Origin of the sequence: Streptomyces sp. NPDC017056 (genome assembly GCF_044332485.1) — a bacterium.
In the GTDB taxonomy this organism is placed as follows: Bacteria; Actinomycetota; Actinomycetes; order Streptomycetales; family Streptomycetaceae; genus Streptomyces.
In genome coordinates, this window is the sequence record NZ_JBIRPD010000012.1 from 176,885 (window position 1) to 192,538 (window position 15,654).

Sequence of the window (15,654 nt, forward strand, 5' to 3'; positions counted from 1 at the left end):
GTGCGCAGGGGTAACCCGCAGCGCAGAAGAACCTCAGAAAGGGCCCCGCCCCGCGCGCCCCAGCCGACCATCAGGCATCGTGTTCCTGACGGTCGGCAGGAGGCGTACGAGGAGCGAAGAGACGTGGCGTCGGACGCACAACGGGGCCAGCGCGGAACCAACGGCACGAACAGGACGAACGGCGTGAACGGCGTCAGGGGCGCGCAGAGCGCCGGAAATGGCAAGAACGGCGGCAGCGACCAGACCGAGGACCGCAAGCCCCAGTCGGACGAGGCGCGCAGCGCCTTCACCCCGCCCCTCGGCGTGCCCTACCCGCAGGTCACCGAGGAGGAGCACCCCACCTCGGAGTTCGCCCTCCCGGAGGGCCTGAAACCGGAGGCCCCGGCCGAGCCGGAAGGCTCCGCCTTCACCCAGCCCGCCGGCACCAGCAGCACCACGGGACAGCACCAGCTGCCCGACCGGACCCCGGCCGGCTGGCCGGCCTTCACGCCGCCGCACGGCATCCCCGTCATCAGCCTCACCAAGGAGACGCCCTGGCAGGACCGCATGCGCACCATGCTGCGCATGCCGGTCGGCGAGCGGCCCGTCCCCGAGCGGGCGGAGCGCGCGGAGGAGAGCGGCCCCGCCGTACCGCGCGTGCTGGACCTGACGCTGCGTATCGGCGAGATCCTGCTGGCGGGCGGTGAGGGCGCGGAGGACGTGGAAGCCGCGATGTTCGGCGTCGCGCACGCCTACGGGCTGGAGCGGGTCGAGCCGACCGTCACCTTCACCCTGCTGTCGATCTCCTACCAGCCGTCGCTGGTCGACGACCCGGTGACGGCCAGCCGTACGGTACGGCGGCGCGGCGTGGACTACACCCGGCTGTCCGCGGTGTTCCGCCTCGTCGACGAGATCACCTCCGAGGGCATCACCCTGGAGGAGGCGTACCGCGGCCTGGCCGAAATCCGCCGTAACCGCCACCCCTTCCCGAGTTGGGCGCTGACCCTCGCCTCCGGGCTGCTGTCCGGCGCGGCGAGCATGCTGGTCGGCGGCGGGCCGATCGTCTTCATCGCGGCCGCGATCGGCTCGATGCTCGGCGACCGGCTGGCCTGGCTCGCCTCCAGCCGCGGGCTGCCGGAGTTCTACCAGTTCGTGGTGGCGGCCATGCCGCCGGCCGCCATAGGGGTCGCCCTCAGCTTCTCGCACGTCGCCGTACAGGCGTCCGCGGTGATCACCGGTGGCCTCTTCGCGCTGATTCCCGGGCGGGCGCTGGTGGCCGCCGTCCAGGACGGCCTGACGGGCTACTACATCACCGCCTCGGCACGCCTGCTGGAAGTCGGCTACCTGATCGTCGGCATCGTCATCGGCGTGCTCGCTGCGCTCTACATCGGGCTCCAGCTCAATCCGGAGTACCTCTACCCGGCGGCCGGGTTCGCCCTGTTCAACGACCCACCGGTGCAGATCGTCGCCGCCATGCTGCTGGCGCTTGCCTTCTGCGTCCTGCTCCAGCAGGAACGTCACACCGTCCTGTTCGCCACCCTCAACGGCGGCGTCGCGTGGGTCGTGTACGGCGCGCTCGCCAACGTCAGCAACATGAACGCGGTGCCTGCCACCGCCATCGCGGCCGGCCTCGTCGGCCTCTTCGGGCAGCTCCTCAGCCGCTACCGGTACGCATCCGCGCTCCCGTACGTCACCGCCGCGATCGGGCCGCTGCTGCCCGGTAGCGCCACCTACTTCGGCCTGCTCAACTTCGCCCAGGGCGACATCGGCCCCGGCGTCTCGTCCCTCATCAAGGCCGCCTCCCTGGCCCTGGCCATCGCCGTCGGCGTGAACCTCGGCGGCGAGATCGCCCGCCTCTTCATGAAGTCGCCCGGCGCGACCCAGGAGGAGCCGGGCGACCGCCGCGCGGCGAAGCGAACACGGGGCTTCTAGCGCGTACGCACGATCCCTGAACAGCGCAAGGGCGGCACCCGACCGACGAGTGCCGCCCTTTCACCGCTCACCCGAGCCGCAGGCTCAGTGGTGGGCGCCGCCCTGCGCCTCAAGGCGCTTGAAGGACGCCTCGATCTCGGCCTCGGCCTCGGCGCGGCCGACCCAGTCCGCGCCCTCGACGGACTTGCCGGGCTCCAGGTCCTTGTAGACCTCGAAGAAGTGCTGGATCTCCAGGCGGTCGAACTCCGACACGTGGTGGATGTCCCGCAGGTGCTCCACGCGCGGGTCGGACGCCGGGACGCACAGCAGCTTGTCGTCGCCGCCGGCCTCGTCGGTCATCCGGAACATGCCGATGGCGCGGCACTTGATGAGGCATCCGGGGAACGTCGGCTCGTCCAGAATGACCAGCGCGTCCAGCGGGTCGCCGTCCTCGCCGAGGGTGTTCTCGACGAATCCGTAGTCGGCGGGGTAGCTGGTCGAGGTGAAGAGGCGACGGTCCAGACGGATCCGTCCGGTCTCGTGGTCCACCTCGTACTTGTTCCGCGAACCCTTCGGGATCTCGATGGTGACGTCGAACTCCACGGGTGGCTCCTCCATGATCAACACATACGTCTGGTGATTAAGTGTCCCCCACGCAGGTGTGTGGTGGCGAAAGGGGCTGGTCCTAGGTGCCGGAGACCAGGTCGTGGCAGGTCAGGTGGCAGTCAGCGCGACGGTCGGCGCAACGCTGTGCCCGCTCGGCGCGGTCGGCGGGGTCCGCCGCCGTGTCCGCGACCCGTACGGCGACCGGATCGGCGCGTTCCGCTTCCCGGTCCGCCATGGGCTCCGCCCGAACCGCCTGGTGGGCCGCCTCCAAGCAGCAGCGGCAGACCGTACGGCTGACGGCGAGCTCCACCGTCCTGGGCCTGGTGGTCGCGGCCGGTGCGGTCACGGCCGCCGGGCCCTGGGACTCCGGCCAGCGTACGGCCGAGCGGGCCCGCGCAGCCGCCGCCGGCGGTACGGGTGGCGAGCGTCACGCCCCGGACGGGCCACCCAGCGCGCCCCCGGTACTCCCCGCGCTCGGCGCCGGCACCCCGCCGCTCCCCACCGCGCAGGCCCTCTCGGACCGGCTCACGCCGCTCCTCAAGGACCCGGCGCTCGGCTCCCTCCGCACCGCCTCCGTGGTGGACGCCGCGACCGGCCGCGAGCTCTTCGGCGCCGAACCCGGCCGGGCGGCCACCCCCGCCTCGACGGTCAAGCTGGCCATCGCCACCGCCGCGCTCTCCACGCTCGGCCCCGAACACCGCATCGACACCTCGGTCGTCGCGGACGCGGGCGGCGGCGTCGTCCTCGTGGGCGGCGGCGACCCCACCCTGACCGCCCGCGCGTCCACGGAGGACGCCCAGGACCGGCCCGCCAGCCTGCGCACACTGGCCGACGACACGGCCCGTACGCTCAAGAAGCGCGGCCCGACCAAGGTCCGCCTCGGATACGACACCTCGGCCTACACGGGCCCCCGCCTGCACCCCATCAGCCCCAACGAGAACATCGCCCCCGTCGTCCCCCTCATGGCCGACGAGGCGCGCCTCGACCGCTCCGAGCACGGCCCCGCACCCCGCGACACCGACCCGGCCGCCGCGGCCGCCCGTACCTTCGCGCACCTGCTCCAGGACCGCGGCATCACGGTCGACGGCGCCCCCGTACCGACCAAGGTCCCGGCCAAGGCACCGCGGCTCGCCACCACCCGCTCACTGCCGCTCGCCGCGCTCGTCGAACAGATGCTCACCCACAGCGACAACGACATCGCCGAGGCCCTCGCCCGCCAGACGGCCCTCGCCACCGGCGAACCGGCCAGCTTCGAAGGCGCGGGCCGGGCCGTGCGCAAGACGCTGGCCCGCCTCAAGCTCCCGCAGACGGACGCCGTCTTCGCCGACGGCAGCGGCCTGGACCGCACCGACAAGGTGTCCGCGACCCTGCTCTCCCGCCTCCTCGTCCTGGCCACCGCCCCCGGCCACCCCGAACTCCGCCCCATCGCCACCGGCCTGCCGGTCGCCGGCTTCACCGGCACCCTCAGCGGCCGCTACACGGGCGAAAAGGCGGGCGCCGGCACCGTACGCGCCAAGACCGGCACCCTCACCGGCGTGAACACCCTCGCCGGCACGGTCGTCGACACCGACGGCCGCCTCCTGGTCTTCGCCTTCATGACCAACAACACCACCGACCCCCAGGCCGCCCAACAGGCACTGGACCGCCTGGCCACAGAGGTGGCCAACTGCGGGTGCCGCTGAGCCCCACCACGACCGGCAGCCGACCACCGAGACCAACCCCCGCCAACCTTCGAATTCACCCCTCCACGGAAGGGGGCGGGCCGGAGCGGCCTGCCGCGCAGGCCCGCCCCCGAACCCGACAGCCCCGCGCAGCGGCCACCGCCCGCCGCAGGCGCGAACGGCGCGGCACTGTGAATGCGACCCGGCCCAGCGCAGCGCACCGCGGCCACCGCCCGCCGCAGGCGCGAACGGCGCGGCACCCGCAATCGGACCGGCACCGATCATCGCTCCAGCGCCGCAGGCCGTCGGCTACCCCCAGCGGATGCGCCCACGTACCGTGAACCCATGACGAGCATCGGTGGTGTGGAGATGGTCGACTGGAATCTCGCGGTAGCGACCGCGACCCGGTTCGTACGGCCGGGGCCAGAGGTGAGCCGGGACGAGGCGCGGGCGATCGTGGCCGAGTTGCGGCGGCATGCGAAGTCCTCCGAGGAGCATGTGCGCGCGTTCACCCGCATGGTGCAGCCGGAGGGGGAGGGTGAGCCAGGGGCGGGGCACGACACGCCCGTACTGGTGGTGGACCGGCCCGGCTGGATCAAGGCGAATGTGGCGGGCTTCCGGGAGGTGTTGAAGCCGCTGTTGCAGAAGATGGAGGAGCGTCGTTCCTCCATGCCCGGTGGCGCGGTGCTGGGTGCCGTGGGCGGCAAGGTGACCGGTGTCGAGCTGGGCATGCTGTTGTCGTTCCTGGCCTCGCGGGTCCTCGGCCAGTACGAGACGTTCGCGCCCGCGTCCCGTGATCTGCCGGCCGCGGCGCAGGGTGGCCGGCTGCTGTTGGTCGCCCCGAACATCGTCCACGTCGAGCGGGAGCTGGAGGTGGATCCGCACGACTTCCGTATGTGGGTGTGCCTGCACGAGGAGACGCACCGTACGCAGTTCACGGCCGTGCCGTGGCTGCGTGACCACATCGAGGGCGAGATCCAGTCTTTCCTGGGCGAGACCGAGATCGACCCGGGCACGTTGCTGGAGCGGCTGCGGGAGGCGGCCCAGTCGCTGACCGGCGGCCGTCCCGAGGGCGAGGAGGGCGACGACGGGGGCCGCAGTTTCGTGGATCTGGTGCAGACTCCGGCGCAGCGGGAGATCCTCGGCCGGCTGACGGCGGTGATGTCTCTCCTGGAGGGGCACGCGGACTACGTGATGGACGGCGTGGGTCCGGACGTGGTGCCGTCGGTGGCCGAGATCCGGGAGAAGTTCCAGAAGCGGCGCGCGAGCGGCGCGGGCCGGCTCGACCAGGCGTTGCGCAAGCTGCTGGGGCTGGACGCGAAGCTGCGCCAGTACCGGGACGGCGAGCGGTTCGTGCGGGCCGTGGTGGACGAGGTCGGCATGGACGGCTTCAACCGGGTGTGGACGTCGCCGAACACCCTCCCGACGAAGCAGGAGATCGCCAAACCGGCGGACTGGGTCGCGCGGGTGCACCGCTAGGGGGGTGTGGCCCCGCGGGGCGGAGTTGTGAGCTGGGCGCACTGCGGGGCGGGTGAACGCTCCCTGCTGTCACTCTTCTGAGGGACCGTGAGCGAAGGATAGGCGTGCAATGCTCAGGGAACGGCTCGCCTCTGTCACCATCTAGGCACTCTGTGTGACGAAGGGCCGTGTACGGGTCCAGGCCCTCAGCTGACGATTGGAAACGGACATGGGTCCCCATCCAGCGGTCGCCGCGATACGCGTGGCGGTCCGCCGCGTGCTTCACGACGTACTGAACCACCACTCCTCGCAGGTCCCGGCCCCTGGCCGCCCCGTCGGCGCGCCGCTCGTGTCCGCCGGGGCGCCGCTGCCGCCCGCCGCGCCGGACGAGCCCCCGCTCGTGCTCGTCGCCTGCTCCGGCGGCGCCGACTCCATGGCACTCGCTTCCGCGCTGGCTTTCGAGGCCCCCAGGCTGGGCGTACGGGCCGGCGGCATCACCGTCGACCACGGCCTGCAGGACGGTTCCGACACCCGCGCGGCCGAGGTCGTCGCGCGCCTGCGCTCCCTCGGCCTCGACCCGGTCGACGCGGTCGCCGTCGAGGTGGGGCGGGCCGGCGGGCCCGAGGCCGCCGCCCGGGACGCCCGTTATGCGGCGCTGGACGCCGCCGCCGAGCGGCACGGCGCCGCCGCCGTCCTCCTCGGCCACACCCGCGACGATCAGGCAGAGACGGTCCTGCTGGGTCTCGCCAGGGGCTCCGGCACCCGTTCGCTGTCCGGTATGGCGGCGAAGACGGGCCGCGGCGGGCGCTACCGCCGCCCCTTTCTGGAGGTCGACCGCCAGACCGCCCGCAAGGCGTGTCTGATCCAGTCGCTGCCCGTGTGGGAGGACCCGCACAACGCCGACCCGCTCTACACGCGCTCCCGGCTGCGCCACGAGGGCCTGCCGGCGCTGGAGAAGGCGCTCGGCAAGGGCGTCGTGGAGGCCCTCGCCCGTACGGCCCAGCTCTCCCGGGACGATGCCGACGCGCTGGACTCCTGGGCCGCCGAAGCGGAGCGTACGGTCCTCGACGACCGCGGCACCCTCGACGTCACCGGGCTGTACGCGCTGCCCGCCGCGGTCCGCCGCCGGGTGCTGCGCAGGGCCGCCATCTCGGCCGGTGCCCCGGCCGGTTCGCTCTTCGCCCGCCACATCGAGGAAGTGGACCGGCTGATCACCGGCTGGCGCGGGCAGGGGACCGTGAACCTCCCCGGGCGCGTGGGTGTGCGACGGCAGGGTGGCAGACTGGTGATCCGGCAGGGCTGAGCCGCAGGACACCGATGGGCACCGCCCCGCTTCACGAGTCTCACGACACCGAACCGAGCGAGAGTGGCACGGGTGGACGACAAGGACATGGGCTCCGACCTTCAGTCGGTGCTCATCAGCAAGGAAGAGATCGACGCGAAGCTGGCGGAGCTGGCTGCGAAGATCGACGCGGAGTACGCGGGCAAGGACCTGCTCATCGTCGGCGTCCTCAAGGGCGCGGTGATGGTCATGGCGGACCTGGCGCGCGCGCTGTCCAACCCCGTGACGATGGACTGGATGGCCGTGTCGTCGTACGGCGCGGGCACCCAGTCCTCCGGAGTGGTGCGCATCCTCAAGGACCTCGACACCGACATCAAGGGCAAGCACGTCCTGATCGTCGAGGACATCATCGACTCGGGCCTGACGCTGTCCTGGCTGCTGTCGAACCTGGGTTCGCGCGAGCCCGCCAGCCTTGAGGTCTGCACGCTGCTGCGCAAGCCGGACGCGGCCAAGGTCGCCATCGACGTGAAGTGGATCGGCTTCGACATCCCCAACGAGTTCGTCGTCGGCTACGGCCTGGACTTCGCGGAGAAGTACCGCAACCTGCCGTTCGTCGGCACGCTCGCGCCGCACGTCTACGGCGGCTGAGCGGCGCCGCCGGCCCGGCCGCCCGCACGGCGGCCGGGGGCCCGGACCGGCCGGTGCCCGGCGGCGGGAACCCCGTGGGGTTTCCCGCCGTTGGAGCAGGGAGAACGGCATCCGAAGCTGCATTGTTAACCGTGGGCGGCGTCGTCGGGTGACAATGCTGGGGTACCGTCCGAAGGTCAGTCTTTTTTCGGGCCAGTAATACACCGTACGCACGACCAGCCCTCCACAGGGCTGTTGTGCCTCACTGTGGCAGGAGGGACGGGGCTCAGAGGGCTCCGTATGGATGGACGTGAAGCGATACTTCCGTGGGCCGGTCATGTGGATCGTGCTGGCCGTCCTCGCCGTGGTCGTGTTGATGCAGGTCGTCGGCTCGTCCGGCGGCTACAAGACGGTGGACACCGGTCAGGTCGTCAAGGCGATCACTGACAACAAGGTGAAATCCGCCGAGCTGACGACCGGCGACGAGAACAAGATCAAGGTCGAGCTGTCGGGCGACAACAAGGTCGACGGCTCCAACAAGCTCCAGGCGAGCTACATCGGCGACCAGGGCGTCGATCTGGCCAAGACCCTGCAGGCCAGGTACCAGACCGGCGAGATCAAGGACGGGTACACCGTCTCCCCGTCGAAGCAGAACCCCTTCGTCGGCGTGCTGCTCTCGCTGCTCCCGTTCGTACTGATCGTCGTGGTCTTCCTGTTCCTGATGAATCAGATGCAGGGCGGCGGCTCCCGGGTGATGAACTTCGGGAAGTCCAAGGCCAAGCTGATCACCAAGGACACGCCGAAGACGACGTTCTCGGACGTCGCGGGGTCGGACGAGGCCGTCGAGGAGCTCCAGGAGATCAAGGAGTTCCTCCAGGAGCCGGCGAAGTTCCAGGCCGTCGGTGCCAAGATTCCCAAGGGTGTGCTGCTGTACGGCCCGCCCGGTACGGGCAAGACGCTGCTCGCGCGCGCCGTCGCCGGCGAGGCGGGCGTCCCGTTCTACTCGATCTCCGGCTCCGACTTCGTCGAGATGTTCGTCGGTGTCGGTGCCTCCCGGGTCCGTGACCTGTTCGAGCAGGCCAAGGCGAACGCCCCGGCGATCGTCTTCGTCGACGAGATCGACGCCGTCGGCCGGCACCGCGGCGCGGGCCTCGGCGGCGGTCACGACGAGCGCGAGCAGACGCTGAACCAGCTCCTCGTCGAGATGGACGGCTTCGACGTGAAGGGCGGCGTCATCCTGATCGCCGCCACGAACCGCCCGGACATCCTGGACCCGGCGCTGCTGCGCCCCGGCCGCTTCGACCGGCAGATCGCCGTCGACCGCCCGGACATGCAGGGCCGCCTGGAGATCCTCAAGGTCCACCAGAAGGGCAAGCCGGTCGCGCCGGACGTCGACCTGACGGCCGTCGCCAAGCGCACCCCCGGTTTCACCGGTGCCGACCTGTCGAACGTGCTGAACGAGGCCGCCCTGCTGACGGCCCGCAGCGACGCCAAGCTGATCGACAACAAGTTCCTGGACGAGGCGATCGACCGCGTGGTGGCCGGTCCGCAGAAGCGGACCCGGATCATGTCCGAGAAGGAAAAGAAGATCACCGCGTACCACGAGGGCGGCCACGCCCTGGTCGCGGCCGCTTCGCCGAACTCGGACCCGGTTCACAAGATCACGATCTTGTCCCGCGGCCGGGCCCTGGGCTACACCATGGTCCTCCCGGACGAGGACAAGTACTCGACCACGCGCAACGAGATGCTCGACCAGCTGGCGTACATGCTCGGTGGCCGCGCGGCCGAGGAGCTGGTCTTCCACGACCCGACCACGGGCGCCGCGAACGACATCGAGAAGGCGACCGCGACGGCCCGCGCCATGGTCACGCAGTACGGCATGACCGAGCGGCTCGGCGCGATCAAGTTCGGCTCCGACAACTCCGAGCCGTTCCTGGGCCGTGAGATGGGTCACCAGCGCGACTACTCCGAAGAGGTCGCCGCGCTGGTCGACGAAGAGGTCAAGAAGCTGATCGAGACCGCGCACAACGAGGCGTGGGAGATCCTGGTCGAGAACCGCGACGTCCTCGACAACCTGGTTCTGGAGCTCCTGGAGAAGGAGACCCTGAACAAGGAAGAGGTCGCCGAGGTCTTCAAGCACATCGTCAAGCGCCCGGCCCGCCCGGCGTGGACCGGCTCCTCGCGGCGTACGCCGTCGACGCGCCCGCCGGTGCTGTCGCCGAAGGAGCTGGCGCCGGCCAACGGCTCGGCCCCCTCGGCCTCCGGTGTCTCGACCGAGAAGACCGAGGCCCCCGAGGAGCAGAACCCCGAGGGCTGACCGCTCCGCGAGCGGTGACGACAGGACGATGACCGGGTCCGCCCGGCAGGAGACCGGGTCCGTACGGAACGTTCCGTACGGACCCGGTCTTCGTCGTGAGGTGCCCCGGATGCCGGTTTCCGTGCGGACCCACACCGGCCCCGGAATGAAAGCCGCGCCTCACGGGTTCTAGCCTGGACGTGTGGTACTCCGCCTGTGGAGCGGGCGCAACTGGGACCAGGAACGAGGCACAAGATGACCGATCCGGTGACGCTGGACGGCGACGGCAAGATCGGCGAGTTCGACGAGAAGCGCGCCGAGAACGCCGTACGCGAACTCTTGATCGCCGTCGGCGAGGACCCGGACCGCGAGGGTCTCCTGGAGACGCCGGCCCGTGTGGCGCGCGCGTACAAGGAGATCCTGGCGGGGCTGCGCCAGGAGCCCGAGGACGTCCTGACGACCACCTTCGACCTGGGGCACGACGAGATGGTCCTGGTCAAGGACATCGAGATCGTCTCGCTGTGCGAGCACCACCTGCTGCCGTTTCACGGAGTGGCGCACGTCGGCTACATCCCGGCCGACAACGGCAAGATCACCGGGCTGTCCAAGCTGGCCCGCCTGGTCGAGGTCTTCGCCCGCCGCCCCCAGGTGCAGGAGCGTTTGACCACCCAGATCGCGGACTCCCTGATGCGCATCCTGGAGGCGCGCGGCGCCATCGTGGTGATCGAGGCCGAGCACATGTGCATGTCGGTGCGCGGGATACGCAAGCCGGGCGCCAAGACGACCACCTCGGCCGTCCGCGGCCAGCTGCGGGATGCCTCGACCCGTGCCGAGGCGATGAGCCTGATACTGGCGCGCTGAGGGCCTGTGGCGTACGACGAAGCGGGCGGGGCCCGGTGGACTATCCACCGGGCCCCGCCCGCTTCGTACGTGCCCCGCCTCCGGGGGCGTGGCGTCACGCCTTGAGGTGGCCGCCCATCCACTCCAAGGCGGCGGGTATCTCACGGCGCCAGGTGTTGAAGTTGTGGCCGCCGCTGTCGAGGATGATCGACGCGACGCGGCCGGGCGACTTGGTCTGCTGGATGAACTTCAGCGTGTCCTTGTAGTTCTCCTCGCCCTGCTTGCTGGAGGTGACGAGGAGGTTCACCGGCGCCGCGGGGAGGTTCTTCTGCCGCCACAGCAGGTCGTTCTCCCGCTCCAGCTGCTTGTCGCCGCCGAACAGGGCGCCGGTCGAGGCGTCGATCGGGGCCTTGTACGCGCCGGAGAGGGCCACGCCGGTGGAGAACGCCTTCGGGTAGCGCATCGGCATCTTCAGGGCGCAGTAGCCGCCCGTGGAGTCGCCTATGACGCCCCAGTTCGCGGCGTCGGTGCCGACCCGGTAGTGGCTGGCTATGTCGTGCCGCACGTCGTGGGTGAAGAAGGTCTCGGTCTGCGGGCCGTTCGGGATGTCCACGCACTCGGTGTCCCGCGGCGGCGCGACGGTCGGGCGCATCATCACGAGTATGGTCGGCTGCATCTTGTTCTTGCGGACCAGTTCGTGCTGGGTCTGCGGGAAGTGCAGCTTCTTGTAGAGGGCCTGCGCGGTGCCCGGGTAGCCGGTCAGCACCACGGAAGCGGGGAAGCGTTTCTTCGCGTACTTGGCCTGGAAGTACTGCGGCGGCAGATAGACGAACGCCGGGCTGTTGATCTTGGACTTTTCGCCCTGCAACAGCACCTTGTCTATCCGGCCGCCCACATGCGGCTTGGACCCGCCGGGCACGCTGACGTGCTCGCTGCCGAGCGTCTTCAGCTTGGTGCCGTTCGGGCCGGTCTCGTAATTGGTCACCACCCCCGGTTCCTGCTCCTGACCGAACAGGTCGGCCCACGATGCGTAGAAACCGAACGAATTGTTCGCCGCGAGGCCGATCGCGGCGAAGATCGACAGCTGTGTGGCCAGCAGGAGGCCGACGCGGCCGAGCAGCGTGCGCCAGTTGGCCCTGGACAGGCGTGGCCACAGCCAGATGGTGAGAACAAAGAGCGCTACCGCGAAAAAGACGGCCAGGAGTAGCACTTTTTTGCTGGTGAGACCCATGTGGTGCTTTCTTCCGGGCGGCCGGTCATCCGTGCCGCAGGTGGAACCCCGGGCCCTGAAACGCCGTCATACAGGGCGCAAAAGTCCAGATGCTGCGACTAAGACTCGCACGTTCTCTCGACCGGGGCGACGGGAAAGTAATGTCTGACAGGCTAGATGGCGAAAAGTCCGGGACGGTTGCGTGGCGTCCGCCACGCTGGCTGCGCGGCCCCCGCCCGGAAAAGGTGCCGCCGCTGGTAGGGACGGCCGGAGCGGTCGTCGGACTGCTGAACCTGGTGGCCGGGCTCTTCCCCCGGTTCCGGCACAGCAGGCTGCACGCCCTGGCCGAGGTGCTGCCGGGCACCGTGAGCGCTTTGGCGGCGGCCTCCTCCATCGTCGTCGGCATCCTGCTCCTGATGCTCGCGCACGGCCTCAAACGGCGTAAGCGCCGCGCCTGGGTGGCGGCCGTCTCGCTGCTCCCGGTGGGCATCGCGGCCCAGCTCGTCTACCGGCACTCCGTCGTCGGAGCGGTCCTCTCGCTGGCCCTGCTGGCCTTCCTGGTGTGGCACCGGCGCGCCTTCGAGGCGCTGCCGGACCCGCGCAGCCGGGTGAAGGCCCTGCTGAACTTCGTCGCCCTCGGCGGCATCAGCTTCGGCCTCGGCCTGGTCATCGTGAACTCCCACCCGCACAAGATCATCGGTGATCCGTCGGTGTGGGAGCGGTTCAAGCACGTCATGTGGGGCCTCTTCGGCTTCGAGGGCCCGGTCCGGTACGTGAACAACGTCGACTACACCGTCGGCTACTCGCTCGGCGCCCTCGGCCTGCTGACCGTCGCCACCACCGCCTACCTGGCCTTCCGCCCCGAGCACCCGGCCGCCCGGCTCACCGCGGAGGACGAGGAGCGGCTGCGCGAGCTGCTGGCCAAGCACGGCGGCCGGGACTCCCTGGGATATTTCGCCCTCCGTCACGACAAGGGCGCGGTCTTCTCGGCGACCGGCAAGGCGGCGGTCTGCTACCGGGTCATATCGGGCGTGATGCTCGCCAGCGGTGACCCGATCGGCGACGTGGAGGCGTGGCCGGGCGCCATCGAGCGCTTCATGGAGGAGGCGCGGGCGCACTCCTGGACCCCGGCGGTACACGGGTGCAGCGAGACCGGCGGCCAGGTCTGGACCCGCGAGACCGGCATGGACGCGCTGGAGCTGGGCGACGAGGCGATCGTGGACGTCGCCGACTTCACTCTCACGGGCCGCTCGATGCGCAACGTACGCCAGATGGTCAAGCGCATCGAGCGCAACGGGTACGAGACCCGGGTGCGCCGGGTGCGCGACCTGGAGCCGGCGGAGCTGGCACGTATCCAGGAGGCCGCGAACGCCTGGCGGGACACCGACGACGAGCGCGGCTTCTCCATGGCGCTGGGCCGGATCGACGCGGAACGGGACGGCGACGCGGTGATCGCCACCGCTCACCTGGCCCCAACGGAGGGCGAGGAGCCCGGCCCGTTCGGCGACCTGAAGGCGATGCAGCACTACGTGCCGTGGGGCAAGGACGGCATCTCCCTGGAGCTGATGCGCCGCGACCGCTCCGCCGACCCCGGCATGAACGAGCTGCTGATCGTGGCCTCCCTCCAGGCCGCCCCCGACCTCAAGATCAAGCAGGTGTCGCTGAACTTCGCGGTCTTCCGCTCCTCTCTGGAGCGCGGCGAGAAGCTGGGCGCCGGGCCGGTCGTCCGGGTCTGGCGCGGCGTGCTGATCTTCCTGTCCCGCTGGTACCAGATCGAGTCGCTCTACAAGTTCAACGACAAGTTCCAGCCACGCTGGGAGCCGCGCTTCGTGGTCTTCCGCAACAGCCGGGACATCCCGCGCATCGGCCTGGCCACCCTCCAGGCCGAGGGGTACCTGGAGCTGCCGCGGGTGCTGCGCCGCCGCAAGGCCGCCGAGCCGCAGCCGTGCGCGCACAACGAGGACCGCATCAGCGCGGACGAGGTCGAGCGGGCAGCGTAAGAACCGCAGGCTCGACCTGCCCCGTACCCGCACGCCGTCCGTTCCCTCCGGGGGACGGGCGGCGCCGCGTTTCCCCGCGCGCCCTAGGCTGGTCGCATGAGTACCTTGCGCGGCCGGGTGGCCGGACTTCCGGACTTCGACCGCTGCGCGGTGATGGGCGTGGTGAACGTGACGCCCGATTCGTTCTCCGACGGCGGGCAGTGGTTCGACACCGAGCTGGCCGTCAAGCACGGCCTGGACCTGGTGGCGCAGGGCGCCGACCTGGTGGACGTGGGCGGCGAGTCGACGCGGCCCGGCGCGGCCCGGGTGGACGAGGCGGAGGAACTGCGCCGGGTCGTCCCCGTCGTACGGGAGCTGTGCGCCGCCGGCGCCCTGGTGTCCGTGGACACCATGCGGGCCTCGGTCGCCGAGCAGGCCGTGGCGGCCGGCGCGCGGCTGGTCAACGACGTAAGCGCGGGCGCCGCCGACCCGGCGATGGTGCCGGTGGTGGCCGCGGCCGGGGTGCCGTTCGTGGTCATGCACTGGCGCGGCCGGTCCATCGACATGAACAACCGGGCGGTGTACGGGGACGTCGTCACCGAGGTCGTCGGGGAGCTGCGCCGGAGCCTGGAGCGGGCGGTCGACGGCGGCATCGACCCCGAGCGCGTCCTCGTCGACCCCGGTCTCGGCTTCGCCAAGGAGGCAGGGCACGACCTCGCGCTGATCGCGCATCTGGCGCGGCTGCGGGAGCTGGGCCGTCCCTTGCTGGTGGCCGCTTCGCGCAAACGTTTCCTGGGCAGGGTGCTGGCAGGGGACGCGCAGGCCGCCCCGCCGCCGGCCCGTGAGCGGGACGCGGCGACGGCCGCGGTGTCGGCGATCGTCGCGCGGGAGGGAGCCTGGGCGGTGCGGGTGCACGAGGTGCGCGCGAGCGCGGACGCGGTACGGGTGGCCAGGGCCGTGGAGGGCGCGGCGGGCACGACGGATGCGACGAGGGTGACGGGCGCCGCGGGTGCGGCGGACGCGACGGGAGCGGTGTGAGTCCACGGACGGACGTCGAGCTGGTCGAACAGGCGAACACCGACCTGTACGAGGCCATGGAGCGCGGTGATCACGCGGCCATGTCCGAGATGTGGCTGGACGGCCAGGTGAGCGTGGTGCACCCGGGCTGGCCGGTGCTGCGCGGGCGCGGCGAGGTGCTGCGCTCGTACGCCCTGATCATGGCGAACACCGAGTACATCCAGTTCTTCCTGACGGATGTGGAGATCGACGTCATCGGTGACACCGCGCTGGTGACCTGTACGGAGAACATTCTCAGCGGCGGTCCTGCCGAGGAGGACGGCTCGGTCGGCCCGCTGATCGGCCAGCTGGTCGTCGCGACCAACGTCTTCCGGCGCACGGAGGAGGGCTGGCGGGTCTGGTCCCACCACGGCTCTCCCGTGCTGGCGGACCGGGACGACGAGGACGAGGACGGGGAGGACGGCGACGGGGAGGGGCCCGGCGCCGGGGGTGTGGGCGGCGGGATGTGAACGTGAAACCCGCGTGAAGACTTCGCGAGGTTTCGCGGGCGTCGCGGGAACCTGCCGTGGACGGGGTGCGGATGTCCTCCGGCCACCTCGGAGGACGGCTTCGGCCGGGGTCGTCAGCGGAAAGCGTCAGCAGGGTCGACTACGGCGCACCCGTTCGAGCCAAGTGGCCCACGGGTAGGGGTGGGACCGCGGGGCGGCGGGTAAGTGGCCGCGCGGACGGCTGCTCGACCGCCCCGGCGGCGCCGGGTAGCAGTCGTGCGGGGCCTTGTCCATGGCCCC

Annotated in this window: 13 protein-coding genes; 10 read left to right on the plus strand and 3 right to left on the minus strand. The window is 70.9% G+C overall.

All coding sequences use genetic code 11. The features are described 5' to 3' along the window. Positions 1–123 precede the first annotated feature (123 nt). Complete coding sequence (locus tag ACH4OW_RS23355; protein ID WP_360138438.1) at positions 124–1,911, plus strand: threonine/serine exporter family protein; 1,788 nt, start codon at positions 124–126, stop codon at positions 1,909–1,911. A gap of 84 nt (positions 1,912–1,995) precedes the next feature. Here ACH4OW_RS23355 and ACH4OW_RS23360 read toward each other — a convergent pair whose 3' ends face one another. Both ACH4OW_RS23360 and ACH4OW_RS23365 read right to left on the minus strand, forming a co-directional pair. Then, positions 1,996–2,493 (minus strand): inorganic diphosphatase, encoded by a 498-nt coding sequence (locus tag ACH4OW_RS23360; RefSeq protein WP_004571927.1) that lies wholly within the window; start codon positions 2,491–2,493, stop codon positions 1,996–1,998. Between the two features lie 82 nt (positions 2,494–2,575). Then, a complete protein-coding gene (locus ACH4OW_RS23365) occupies positions 2,576–2,731 on the minus strand; it encodes a hypothetical protein (protein WP_398029886.1) in 156 nt (51 codons plus the stop codon). On the opposite strand from ACH4OW_RS23365, the gene dacB reads away from it, so the two are divergent. The 6 genes from dacB to folE all read left to right on the plus strand — a co-directional run bounded on the left by dacB (position 2,730) and on the right by folE (position 10,681). Continuing rightward, complete coding sequence (gene dacB / locus ACH4OW_RS23370; protein ID WP_398029887.1) at positions 2,730–4,178, plus strand: D-alanyl-D-alanine carboxypeptidase/D-alanyl-D-alanine-endopeptidase; 1,449 nt, start codon at positions 2,730–2,732, stop codon at positions 4,176–4,178. The genes ACH4OW_RS23365 and dacB overlap by 2 nt on opposite strands. Positions 4,179–4,502: 324 nt before the next feature. Further along, positions 4,503–5,636, plus strand: a complete 1,134-nt coding sequence (locus tag ACH4OW_RS23375) for a zinc-dependent metalloprotease (RefSeq protein WP_360141512.1) — start codon at positions 4,503–4,505, stop codon at positions 5,634–5,636. A gap of 208 nt (positions 5,637–5,844) precedes the next feature. After that, a complete protein-coding gene (gene tilS / locus ACH4OW_RS23380) occupies positions 5,845–6,918 on the plus strand; it encodes a tRNA lysidine(34) synthetase TilS (protein WP_360141509.1) in 1,074 nt (357 codons plus the stop codon). 87 nt (positions 6,919–7,005) lie between these two features. Next, positions 7,006–7,545 carry a hypoxanthine phosphoribosyltransferase gene (gene hpt, locus ACH4OW_RS23385; RefSeq protein ID WP_030596434.1) on the plus strand — a complete coding sequence of 180 codons (540 nt, stop codon included), beginning with the start codon at positions 7,006–7,008 and terminating at the stop codon, positions 7,543–7,545. A 283-nt stretch (positions 7,546–7,828) separates the two neighbouring features. Further along, on the plus strand, positions 7,829–9,841 hold the full coding sequence (ftsH, locus tag ACH4OW_RS23390) for an ATP-dependent zinc metalloprotease FtsH (RefSeq protein ID WP_360141506.1): 2,013 nt from the start codon (positions 7,829–7,831) through the stop codon (positions 9,839–9,841). A 234-nt stretch (positions 9,842–10,075) separates the two neighbouring features. Further along, positions 10,076–10,681, plus strand: a complete 606-nt coding sequence (gene folE, locus ACH4OW_RS23395; protein WP_360141503.1) for a GTP cyclohydrolase I FolE — start codon at positions 10,076–10,078, stop codon at positions 10,679–10,681. Between the two features lie 94 nt (positions 10,682–10,775). Here the strand turns inward: folE and ACH4OW_RS23400 are convergent, their stop codons facing one another. After that, the gene (locus ACH4OW_RS23400) at positions 10,776–11,891 is read right to left on the minus strand and encodes an alpha/beta hydrolase (protein WP_398029888.1); all 1,116 of its coding nucleotides are present in this window, start codon (positions 11,889–11,891) and stop codon (positions 10,776–10,778) included. Between the two features lie 140 nt (positions 11,892–12,031). Between ACH4OW_RS23400 and ACH4OW_RS23405 the strand changes: the two genes are divergently transcribed. The 3 genes from ACH4OW_RS23405 (at position 12,032) to ACH4OW_RS23415 (ending at position 15,375) form a co-directional block, all read left to right on the plus strand. Beyond that, the gene (locus ACH4OW_RS23405; protein ID WP_398029889.1) at positions 12,032–13,870 is read left to right on the plus strand and encodes a phosphatidylglycerol lysyltransferase domain-containing protein; all 1,839 of its coding nucleotides are present in this window, start codon (positions 12,032–12,034) and stop codon (positions 13,868–13,870) included. 96 nt (positions 13,871–13,966) lie between these two features. Beyond that, positions 13,967–14,887 carry a dihydropteroate synthase gene (gene folP / locus ACH4OW_RS23410; RefSeq protein WP_360136736.1) on the plus strand — a complete coding sequence of 307 codons (921 nt, stop codon included), beginning with the start codon at positions 13,967–13,969 and terminating at the stop codon, positions 14,885–14,887. Beyond that, positions 14,884–15,375, plus strand: a complete 492-nt coding sequence (locus ACH4OW_RS23415) for a nuclear transport factor 2 family protein (RefSeq protein ID WP_360136737.1) — start codon at positions 14,884–14,886, stop codon at positions 15,373–15,375. Before folP ends, ACH4OW_RS23415 begins: the two co-directional genes overlap by 4 nt. The last annotated feature ends 279 nt before the right edge of the window (positions 15,376–15,654 follow it).

What these genes read in the sequence shown, in the direction of transcription:
- dacB (WP_398029887.1), top strand. Translation starts at nt 2,730, where the DNA reads ATGGGCTCCGCCCGAACCGCCTGGTGGGCCGCCTCCAAGCAGCAGCGG.
- tilS (WP_360141509.1), top strand. Translation starts at nt 5,845, where the DNA reads ATGGGTCCCCATCCAGCGGTCGCCGCGATACGCGTGGCGGTCCGCCGC.
- folE (WP_360141503.1), top strand. Translation starts at nt 10,076, where the DNA reads ATGACCGATCCGGTGACGCTGGACGGCGACGGCAAGATCGGCGAGTTC.
- hpt (WP_030596434.1), top strand. Translation starts at nt 7,006, where the DNA reads ATGGGCTCCGACCTTCAGTCGGTGCTCATCAGCAAGGAAGAGATCGAC.
- ACH4OW_RS23400 (WP_398029888.1), bottom strand. Translation starts at nt 11,891, where the DNA reads ATGGGTCTCACCAGCAAAAAAGTGCTACTCCTGGCCGTCTTTTTCGCG.
- ACH4OW_RS23375 (WP_360141512.1), top strand. Translation starts at nt 4,503, where the DNA reads ATGACGAGCATCGGTGGTGTGGAGATGGTCGACTGGAATCTCGCGGTA.
- ACH4OW_RS23365 (WP_398029886.1), bottom strand. Translation starts at nt 2,731, where the DNA reads ATGGCGGACCGGGAAGCGGAACGCGCCGATCCGGTCGCCGTACGGGTC.
- folP (WP_360136736.1), top strand. Translation starts at nt 13,967, where the DNA reads ATGAGTACCTTGCGCGGCCGGGTGGCCGGACTTCCGGACTTCGACCGC.
- ACH4OW_RS23405 (WP_398029889.1), top strand. Translation starts at nt 12,032, where the DNA reads ATGTCTGACAGGCTAGATGGCGAAAAGTCCGGGACGGTTGCGTGGCGT.
- ftsH (WP_360141506.1), top strand. Translation starts at nt 7,829, where the DNA reads ATGGACGTGAAGCGATACTTCCGTGGGCCGGTCATGTGGATCGTGCTG.